Annotated in this window: 12 protein-coding genes; all 12 read right to left on the bottom strand. The window is 60.3% G+C overall.

Annotation, left to right across the window (positions count from 1 at the left end; translation table 11 throughout):
• Positions 1-295: 295 nt before the first annotated feature.
• On the bottom strand, positions 296-1,081 hold the full coding sequence (gene fliR / locus BT173_RS17970; RefSeq protein WP_072430054.1) for a flagellar biosynthetic protein FliR: 786 nt from the start codon (positions 1,079-1,081) through the stop codon (positions 296-298).
• Between the two features lie 10 nt (positions 1,082-1,091).
• The gene (gene fliQ / locus BT173_RS17965; RefSeq protein ID WP_072430053.1) at positions 1,092-1,361 is read right to left on the bottom strand and encodes a flagellar biosynthesis protein FliQ; all 270 of its coding nucleotides are present in this window, start codon (positions 1,359-1,361) and stop codon (positions 1,092-1,094) included.
• 11 nt (positions 1,362-1,372) lie between these two features.
• Positions 1,373-2,110 carry a flagellar type III secretion system pore protein FliP gene (gene fliP / locus BT173_RS17960; protein ID WP_072430052.1) on the bottom strand — a complete coding sequence of 246 codons (738 nt, stop codon included), beginning with the start codon at positions 2,108-2,110 and terminating at the stop codon, positions 1,373-1,375.
• Positions 2,107-2,619, bottom strand: a complete 513-nt coding sequence (gene fliO / locus BT173_RS17955) for a flagellar biosynthetic protein FliO (RefSeq protein ID WP_084658852.1) — start codon at positions 2,617-2,619, stop codon at positions 2,107-2,109. Before fliO ends, fliP begins: the two co-directional genes overlap by 4 nt.
• Complete coding sequence (fliN, locus tag BT173_RS17950) at positions 2,620-3,063, bottom strand: flagellar motor switch protein FliN (RefSeq protein WP_072430051.1); 444 nt, start codon at positions 3,061-3,063, stop codon at positions 2,620-2,622.
• Positions 3,053-4,072 carry a flagellar motor switch protein FliM gene (gene fliM, locus BT173_RS17945; protein ID WP_072430050.1) on the bottom strand — a complete coding sequence of 340 codons (1,020 nt, stop codon included), beginning with the start codon at positions 4,070-4,072 and terminating at the stop codon, positions 3,053-3,055. The genes fliN and fliM overlap by 11 nt, the downstream gene beginning before the upstream one ends.
• Before the next feature lie 37 nt (positions 4,073-4,109).
• A complete protein-coding gene (locus BT173_RS17940) occupies positions 4,110-4,685 on the bottom strand; it encodes a flagellar basal body-associated FliL family protein (RefSeq protein WP_072430049.1) in 576 nt (191 codons plus the stop codon).
• Between the two features lie 141 nt (positions 4,686-4,826).
• Positions 4,827-5,960, bottom strand: a complete 1,134-nt coding sequence (locus BT173_RS17935) for a flagellar hook-length control protein FliK (RefSeq protein ID WP_072430048.1) — start codon at positions 5,958-5,960, stop codon at positions 4,827-4,829.
• 85 nt (positions 5,961-6,045) lie between these two features.
• Positions 6,046-6,489 carry a flagellar export protein FliJ gene (gene fliJ, locus BT173_RS17930; RefSeq protein ID WP_072430047.1) on the bottom strand — a complete coding sequence of 148 codons (444 nt, stop codon included), beginning with the start codon at positions 6,487-6,489 and terminating at the stop codon, positions 6,046-6,048.
• Between the two features lie 45 nt (positions 6,490-6,534).
• The gene (gene fliI, locus BT173_RS17925) at positions 6,535-7,965 is read right to left on the bottom strand and encodes a flagellar protein export ATPase FliI (protein ID WP_084658846.1); all 1,431 of its coding nucleotides are present in this window, start codon (positions 7,963-7,965) and stop codon (positions 6,535-6,537) included.
• The gene (locus BT173_RS17920) at positions 7,943-8,812 is read right to left on the bottom strand and encodes a flagellar assembly protein FliH (RefSeq protein WP_084658843.1); all 870 of its coding nucleotides are present in this window, start codon (positions 8,810-8,812) and stop codon (positions 7,943-7,945) included. Before BT173_RS17920 ends, fliI begins: the two co-directional genes overlap by 23 nt.
• 14 nt (positions 8,813-8,826) lie before the next feature.
• A complete protein-coding gene (gene fliG / locus BT173_RS17915; RefSeq protein ID WP_072430046.1) occupies positions 8,827-9,828 on the bottom strand; it encodes a flagellar motor switch protein FliG in 1,002 nt (333 codons plus the stop codon).
• Positions 9,829-9,835: the final 7 nt, after the last annotated feature.

Raw genomic sequence — 9,835 nt, 5'->3', positions numbered from 1 at the left:
TCAGCAGCAGAGAGGCGAACTATACGCAGCCACACGAATCGCGTCAACACCTCCAAACAACAAATTCCACAGAACACCCCCACAAAACGCATAAGTGCCTGATTATTAATTAGCACCGCACCAAAGAATTTTTACGCACCACCGCGCAAAACTGCGCAGCACTTCGCCTACCCCTACTCCCAGGCACGATCAGACAGCGCCAAACACCCACAACACCATGCAAACACCCCAAAGGGGCGTTCATATAAGTTACAGAAGCATGTTTGAGGGTGCGCGCCCCGCTACACTTAAGGCATTACCCAGCGAAAGTCTTTGCCACGCGGTATGCCAGACGTGTCGCCTCATCAATCAGGCGATGGATATGCGGCGGGAACTGGGGAAGCGATAGATATAGCGCAGCGATGCCCATGCCCAGGGTTAGCGGAAAACCCACAGCGAACACATTGAACTGCGGTGCCGCACGCGACATGACACCAATAGATAAGTTGGTAATCAATAGAGCACCCAGCACCGGCAAGGACAGCAGCACACCCAGCACGAATATCTGGCCGGCCGCATCAACCAGCAGCTTGAAGCCCGCCGGTTTGATGGGTTCTGCGGAGATCGGCAGCAAGGCAAAGCTATGCACAATTGTTTCAATGACCACCAAGTGGCCATTCATGGCCAGAAACAATAGCAGCGTCAGCAGGCTAGTGAATTGCGCAACCACCGCGGTATTGGTGCCATGTTGCGGATCATAGAAGCTGGCAAAACCAAGGCCCATCTGCAGACCAGCCAAGTGGCCGGCCATTTCGACCGAGGCAAAAACCAGCCGCATCGTGAAACCGATCGCGACACCAATCAGAATCTGCTGGACCAGGATAAGCACACCCAAGGGGGATACCACCGCAATATCGGGCAGCGGTGGTAGCGAGGGCGCCACAAGGAGGGTCAGCATCAAGGCCAAGCCCAGCCTGACCCGACCAGGAATAGTGCGGCTGGAGAAGAAAGGGTCGGTAGCAAAGATGCCCAGGATGCGAAACAAGGGCCAGGCCAGCAGACTCAGCCAGGCCTCGATTTGCGCATCGGTGACATTGAACAAGATGGACTCCCTAGCCAATCATGCTGGGGATGGCCTGATACAGGCGCACCGTATAGTCCATCAACAGGGAAAGCATCCAAGGCCCCGCCAAGACTGCAACTAGGAAGGTGACCAGCAGCTTGGGGATAAAGGACAGCGTCGCTTCGTTAATCTGAGTGGCGGCCTGAAACACGCTAATCAGCAAGCCGATCACCAAACCGGCCAGCAGCATTGGACCACCAACCAGGATCATGACTTCGAAAGCGCGCTGAATAACCGTAATAACCATCTCTGGCGACATAAGCAGCCTCGCTACACGTAAAAGCTCTGTACCAGCGAGCCAATTAGCAAAGTCCAGCCATCCACCAATACAAACAGAATAATCTTGAATGGCAGAGAGATCGTCACCGGACTGACCATCATCATACCCATGGCCATCAACACGCTAGCGACCACCATATCGATGATCAGAAACGGAATCATGACTAGGAAAGCGATCTGAAAAGCCGTTTTCAGCTCGCTGGTCACGAAAGCCGGCACCAGCACCTTCAGGCTGATGTCTTCCGGTCCTGCCGGGCGGGCGCTTTGGGAAATCTCTACAAAGAAAGCCAAGTCCTTTTGACGTGTCTGCTTGAGCATGAACTGCTTGAGTGGCTGGGCAGCGCGCTCCACAGCCTGATTAAAGCTGATCTGATCCTGACTATAGGGCTGGTAAGCCTCAACCCAGATCTTGTCCAGCACCGGCGACATAACAAAAACGGTGAGAAACAGCGACAGGCCAACGATGACCTGATTGGGCGGCGCCTGCATCGTGCCCAGGGACTGACGCAGCAAGGACAACACAATCACGATGCGCGTGAAGGCGGTCATCATGAGCAGAACCGCCGGCAAGAAGGTCAGACTGGTCAAAAAGAGCAGCGTTTGCAGCGTCAGGGAATAGCTCTGCCCTGCCCCGCTAGGCTGGCTGGTCAGCAAAGGCAAGCCGGGATCAGCCGCCAGGGCAGGCAGGGCCAAGGCCGCCACGCCAATCATTATCGTGCGGCGCTTCATGGCGCATCCACCGGTGTGGCGTGCGCGCCTGCCTCATCGCTGGATTTACGCAGCCTGAGCGCCGCGGCCAAACGCTCTGCAAATGGATTCGTCTGTACGGAGGTGATATCTGCCTTCTCCGGCTTAGCCAAGGTATGTAGCGTGGACACCTGGGCCGAAGTCACCCCGAGTACCAGCCAGGTATCGGCCAGCTCAACCACCACCACACGCTCTTTCTGACCAACCATCACTCCACCCACCACACGTAGCTGAGCGGCACCGGCAAAGTGACCGGGGCTTAAGCGGCGCATCAACCACGCCGCCAGGAAAATGGCTGCAATCACCAAGCCCAGGGCAAGGAAAACCTGCAGGAAGGAGCTCAAACCTGGGCCGGCGGTCAGCGAACCCGGCGCAACCGGTGTCACCGGCTCAGCGGCAGCAATATAAACAGAAGCCGCCGCAAAAAGGGCGGCGGCTCGGTAGTTAGCAATACTCATTCGTGGGATCAATGGTTTCGCGTTGGCAAGCATCTATTTATGCAGGCGGCGGATACGTTCAGCCGGGGTAATGATGTCAGTCAGCCGGATGCCGAACTTGTCGTTCACCACCACCACCTCGCCCTGGGCGATCAACGTGCCGTTCACCAGCACATCCATCGGCTCACCAGCCAAGCCATCCAGCTCGACCACCGAGCCCTGAGCCAGCTGCAACAGGCTGCGGATGGCGATCTTGGTTCGCCCCAGCTCCACGGTCATGGTGACCGGGATATCCATGATCATGTCGATGCTGGACGGGCCGGACGGCTTTTCCGGCTGTGCGTCGAAGCGGCGGAAGATATCGGCCGGAGCGACATTCTGTGCGCTCGCCGCCGGGGCTGCGGCAGCCGCAGCCTCCATGACCGCCGCTTCAGCTGTCTGCTGCTCAGCGAGGGCGGCAGCCCAGTCGTCTAGGCCCTGCTCTTCTTCATTGCTCATCGTTCAGTCCCTCCAGGGGCTCCTCATCGAGTGACAAGCTCTCCGGCGTTGTCAGGAGCCGCTCAACCTTCAGCGCATATTGGCCGTGCAGAATACCATAGTGCCCTTCCAGCAAAGGCACGCCATCCACCTCAGCCACGATGGTTTCAGGGATATCGATGCCGATCACATCACCGGCCTTCAGCTCCAGAATATCTCCCAGCGTGATCTTGGCCGTACCCAGATTGGCGATCAGATCCACATCGGAGTTCTGGATTTCGCGCGACAGCAGCTTGACCCAACGATTATCCGACTCCATACGGTCAGCCTGCATCGAGCTATACAGCAGGTCGCGCAGTGGTTCGATCATCGAGTAGGGGAAGCAGACGTGGAAATCGCCGCCGCCCGAACCGAGCTCAATCTTGAAGGTGAAAGCCACCACCACTTCGGTCGGCGTGGCGATATTGGCGAACTGAGTGTTCATCTCCGAGCGCACATAGCTGAACTCAGTCTTGAACACCGGCTCCCAAGACTTGCGGTACTCCTCCATCACCACTTCCAACAGACGCTGAATGATGCGCTGCTCGGTGGGGGTGAAGTCGCGGCCTTCCACGCGCACGTGGTAGCGACCATCGGAGCCAAACATATTGTCGACCACCAGGAACACGAGGTCCGGGTCGAAGATAAACAAGCCGGTGCCGCGCAGCGGCTTCATGTGAATCAGGTTCAGGTTGGTCGGCACGACCAGATTGCGGATGAATTCGCTGTATTTCTGCACCCGTACCGGCCCGACCGAAATCTCGGCCGAGCGGCGCATGAAGTTGAACAGGCCGATGCGCAGATTGCGCGCGAAACGCTCGTTGATGACTTCGAGCGTCGGCATACGGCCGCGCACGATACGTTCCTGGCGACCGATGTCGTAGGCACGAATGGCCGAGGAGTCGAGCCCCTCATCGGCGTCCTCGTCCTCACCGGTAACGCCGCGCAGGAGAGCATCAACCTCTTCCTGGGAAAGTATATCGTCGGCCATGATCGTGCCCCGCCCTGCTCACTACTGCTGAATAAATCTACTGAACGATAAAGGTCTTGAATTCGACGCTCATTACGCCGTCCTCATCATCCTTGGCATCCAGTACCTTGTTGATGGTCTGCTTGAGCTCGGCCATCAATGCCACCTTGCCTTCCAGTGTGGCCAGTTCTTCCTGCTTTTTCGAGCTCAGCAGCAGATTGACCTGGCTGCTGATGCGCGGCAGATAGCTCTTGACCACTTCCTTCTGCGCCTCGTCGGCCACCTGCACATGAATCTCGGTCTGCAGCACCGTGCCCCCTTGCAGGTTCACGGTATAGGTATCGAGCTTGTCGAACACCGGCGGCGCACCCGCCTCGGTCTTCTTTTTCTCTTTCTTCTTGGCCGCCTTCTTGTCGCTGGCGGGTTCCTCGGCATGTGCCTCGGTCGTGGCCGCCGGCTCACCAAAATTCTGGTTGGCCGAAATCGTCATAAACAGCCAGGTTGCAAAAGCACCACCCACCACAATCACCAACACCAGCAAGGCGATGACCACATACAGGATCACATTCTTCTTTGCCTTGGGCGCGGCGGCATTCGGCTCAGCTGCGGGCGCGGGTTTCTTGGCCTCTGCCATAAGAAATCATCCTTTTTGAAAGCGTCTTGATCTAAACGAGCGGTGCGCGCACAGCTGCCGCACCTTGCCGCGTTATAAAGCAATCCCGCCACAGGAACAAGCATGGGTGCGGGTTTCACGCTTTCCAGCCACCAACTTCGCTCAAACGAATAAATTCACATTACCCGGCAAGGCGCTCATCGCCCGAGTGCGCCAGGCCGGTACCGCCGGCACCTCCTCCGCCTGCGCGGCGCTCTGGCGCGCAAAACCAGGCTGGCCCGGCTCGCCCTGCCCTGGCTGCTGGCCCGGCTCATTGCGCGCCTGCACATTGACCTGGCCAAGCTGAATACCGCTTTCCGCCAGCATTTCCTGCAAACGCGGCATCGAGTTCTGCAGCGCTTCCCTGACCGGGGCATGGGCTGCCACGAAGGTCAGGCTGGCCTGATCCTGGTTCAGGCTGAGCTTCACCTCCAGTGGGCCGAGATTAGGCGGATTCAGCTGCATCTCCACTTCCTGCTGCTGATTGCTGACCATCATCACCACCTTATGACCAACCGCGCGGTCCCAGGCAGTACTGCCTACCGGCTGATTGACTGCATACAGCGCCTTGTTCGACTCGCTGACCGGGTTACGGGCTTGCGGCTGAGTACCAAGCTGGCCGAGTTGCTGCGTCACCCTTGCGTCGGGCTGCATGCTCTGCTCAAGCTGGCTGGCAAATGCGGTATCGCTGGCACGCTGGCCGGCCGCACTCGTCTCCAGCGGTAGTCCCTGCCGGTCGGCGGCAAGTTTGGCCGCCAGGTCACTTGCGCTGGCTGCCTTGTCGGCCTTTTGATCCAGCAAGCTCTTGGCCAGGCCCGCGTGCTGCAGGAGCGGATTCTCGCCCGCCTCCGCCTTGGCCTGCTCCGCATCCAGCCCCTGGTCGACGAAGTTACGCAACTGGGCCAGCAGTGCGGCATTGCCGGCCTGCGCCGCCTGTGCCTGCTCTGCAGCCGCGCGCTCAGCTTCAGCACTGGCCGACTGTCCGTCCTCGCCAGGCTGAGCAGCATCACCTGCCTTGCCGGGCTCAGTCGCTTCGCCTGTACTGCCGGATTCCGCTACCGCAGGGGTGCTGGGCTCCGCCGATTCGGCCGGCTTGGCGCCATCCGTGGCGGGGGCTGTTTCATTCTGGCGGGTCTGAATCTGCTGATTGAGCGAGGCACTGAAGTCCGCCTCGCCCTCGCTGGGGCGGCCGCCGGCCTTGGCCGGTGCCGCGCTCAGGGCGGCGATCAGATTGTTATTGCTGGAGGCGACGGCCATGACTGTCATCCTTGAGTAAGTCGTCTTGCCCGGCTTGATGCGGGGCTCGAACAACAATTAGCAAGGACAATGCCAAGAGGAGCCGTTAATGATGACCGCGTCGATGCATATTGCTGGCCCATTCATCCGCCATGCTCTGCTCACGGCGCGCTTCACGCTGCCCCTCGCGCTCCTCATGACGCGCCTGCAGCATCTCGTAAGCCTTCACATCCTGCTCACGTTCACGCCAAGCCTGTTTGGCTGCCTCCACCTGCGCCTCGGCACGAACCAGCTCCTGTGCCTGCTGCTCCACCGCCACATCGAGCTTGGCCAGAAAGAGCTGGAAGTCATTCCACTGGTGAATGCGCATGCCACGGCTGGCGGTGTCGGTCAGGCGCTGGCGATACTCGGCACGGTATTGCTCGATCTGCTCGCATCGCTCTCGCACCTGCTGCATGCGGTTGATGGCCACGCTGATCAGACGTGCCGCTTCTTCGCGCTTGTCGATGGCCAGCTCAAGCAAGAATGCGAATTGAAAAGGCTTGGCCATATGCACAACTCAAGAATGGAGGGGAAGCATCAAGCCGACGATAGCTCAGCCTGGAAACAGACCAGCTAGGCGCATTCTAGCCCCCTGGTAGGACTCGCGCTCGAAGATGCCCTGCTGCAAAAAGGCCTCCATGGCCGGCATGCGCTGAATCGCCTCGTCCAGCAGCGGGTCCGAGCCGCGCACATAGGCGCCTACATTAATCAGGTCGCGGCTGCGCTGATAGCGCGAGTACAGCTGCTTGAAGCGGCGTACCTGGTCGTATTCCTGCGGGGCGATGATGTCGGTCATCACCCGGCTGATCGACTGTTCGATATCGATGGCGGGATAGTGGCCCGCATCGGCAAGGTGACGGCTGAGCACGATATGTCCATCCAGAATCGCACGGGCATTGTCGGCAATCGGATCCTGCTGATCGTCACCTTCGGACAAGACCGTATAGAAAGCGGTAATCGAGCCACCACCTTCACGCCCATTGCCAGCCCGCTCCACCAGTGCCGGCAACTTAGCAAACACCGAGGGCGGGTAGCCCTTGGTGGCCGGCGGCTCGCCAATCGCCAGGGCGATCTCACGCTGCGCCATTGCATAGCGGGTCAATGAATCCATGATCAACAGCACATTCAGGCCCTGATCGCGATAATGCTCGGCAATCGCGGTTGCATAGGCGGCGCCATGCAGACGTAGCAGCGGCGGCGTATCGGCCGGCGCAGCGACCACCACCGAGCGGCGCAGGCCCTCTTCGCCGAGAATATTCTCGATGAAATCCTTGACCTCGCGGCCACGTTCTCCGATCAACCCCACCACCACCACATCGGCCGTGGTGTAGCGGGCCATCATGCCCAGCAACACGCTCTTGCCCACGCCAGAACCGGCAAACAGGCCCAGACGCTGGCCGCGCCCCACCGTCAGCAGCGCATTGATTGCGCGCACTCCCACGTCCAGCACATCGTGCACCGGTACGCGGTCGAGTGGATTGAAGGGACGCGAGAACAGCGGCACATGGCTTTCCACCTGTACGTCGCCCAGTCTATCCAAGGGCCGACCCAGACCATCCAGCACGCGTCCGAGCAGCTTGGGGCCGACTCCGACCTGGCGACCGCGGTCTTCCACGCGCCGGCTGGGCGACAGGCTGCTGTCGAAGCGCGGCACCCGATTGCTGAAATCCTCATAGGCGACCACCTGGGCACCAGGCTCCAGCCCATACACTTCGGCCACCGGCATCAGGAACAGCTTGCCGCCATTGAAGCCAACCACTTCAGCTTCCACGCTATGCCCATTCGGCAACACGATATGGCAGGAGGAACCAACCGGCAGCTTGATGCCGACGGCTTCCATCACCAGGCCAGCGACCCGCGTCAAGCGGCCGCGCGGCAGCCAGGTCGCGGCGCTGCGCGCTCGCTCAGCGCAAGCCTTGGCATAGCGCTGCCAGCGTGCCAGCGCGTCTTCGGCAGGTAGCTCAGACGACGGAGGCATCGTCATCAAGGCTGATCTCCCCGCGCCCCAGCGCCTCAACAATACGCTGCCAGCGCGAGGCCAAGGTCAGATCGAGATCCAGATTGGCGCTGCTGATCTTGCAACCACCGCGACTGATATCCGCATTCGGTTCCAGCCGCCATTGACCGGACACCGTCTCATTGACCAGCATGGCTTGCACCAAGGCCAGATCATCGGGATGCAGTTCCAGACGCAGATTGCCGTGCAATTCAGGCAGGCTGTTCAAGGCATCGCGGATCAGCGCCAGAATGCGCTCAGGCTCGGCAGCCAGGGTGGTGCGTAGCATCTGGCGCGCTACAGCCAGCGCAATTTCCAGAATGGGCTGAGCCATTTCGGCTTCATAAGCCTGTCGGGCTTGCTCGAGCCCGGCCAGCAAGGTCTGGAACTGTTCAACCTCAAGCTGCGCCGCTGCACGGCCATGGGTCTGGCCGGTTTCCAGGCCGGCAGCGTAGCCGGCCTCGCGCCCCGCCGCGTCGCCCGCCGCACGTCCAGCCTCCAGGCCCTCGGCATAGCCAGCCTGATAAGCCTCCTGGTGCGCTGCGCTACGCAGGGCGGCCAGCGTCTCTTCTTCCGATGGCGGCGGCACTTCCACCGCCGCCTCGGGCAGCACGGCCGACTCGCCACTGACTACCTCGGCCAGCAGCGCGGCCATATCCTGTTCAGGTGGCAGCTCTGCCACCTCTGCAGTCGGCAGCACCGGCTCGGGCGCGTAACGCTCGATATGCGGACGCTGCACCGAGCTGCCGCTGAACTGGTCAACCTGCCAGGGCGCCAACTCCAGCTCCGGCAGTTCTTCGCGCCGGATGATCTTCTTGCTGCCCCAAGCCTTCATGGCGATTCTGCCTCTTACTCAACAAAGCCTTCGCCACCGCTCTTGGCGATGGCGATCTGGCCTTCGTCCGCCAGGCGCCGCACGACCTTGAGAATCTCGCGCTGCTCGGCCTCCACCTCGGAAACCTTGACCGCGCCCTTGGCCTCGAAGTCGTCGCGCAGCATCTCGGCCGCACGTTGCGACATATTCTTGAAAATCTTGTTGCGCAGCACCTCGCTGGTGCCCTTCATGGCGATGATCAGCGCATCGGACGACACTTCGCGCAGCAGCATCTGGATGCCGCGGTCGTCCACATCGATCAGGTTCTCGAAGGTGAACATCTTGTCCTGGATGCGCTGCGCGAGCTCCGGGTCGTATTCGCGGATCGCATTGAGTGCCGACGCTTCGACCACCCCACCCATGAAGTTGAGGATTTCTGCCGCCATGCCTTCGCCGCCCATGGCCGACTTCTTGACCCGGTCGGCACCGGACAGCAGCTGGGTCAGCACATCGTTCAGCTCACGCAAGGCGGTCGGCTGCACGCCTTCCAGCGTGGCAATACGCAGCAGCACGTCGTTACGCAGGCGCTCGACGAACTGATTGAGAATTTCCGAAACCTGGTCGGGCTCGAGATGAACGAGGATGGTGGCAATGATCTGCGGGTGCTCGTTCTTGATCAGCTCGGCCACCGCGACCGAATCCATCCACTTGAGCGCCTCGATGCCGGTATTGTCGCCGCCCTGCAGGATACGATCGAGCAGATTGGCGGCCTTGTCCGAACCGAGTGCCTTGGTCAGCACCGAGCGGATGTATTCGTCTGCTGCGCCGAAGTTGGCGCGGTTCTGCGTCGAGGCCAGGAACTCGCCCACCACTTCCTCGACCTGTTCGCGCGTCACATTGTCCATGCTGGCCATGGCCAGACCGATCTTCTGCACCTCTTTCGGGCCCAGATATTTGAACACCTCGACTGCAGCCTCCTCGCCGAGACTCATCAGCAAGATGGCACTGCGGCGGATGGCTTCTTCATTACTGGCCATGCAGGCT

Source organism: Chitinimonas taiwanensis DSM 18899, from assembly GCF_900119825.1.
GTDB lineage: Bacteria > Pseudomonadota > Gammaproteobacteria > Burkholderiales > Chitinimonadaceae > Chitinimonas > Chitinimonas taiwanensis.
This window is presented reverse-complemented; position numbering and strand designations above follow the sequence as displayed.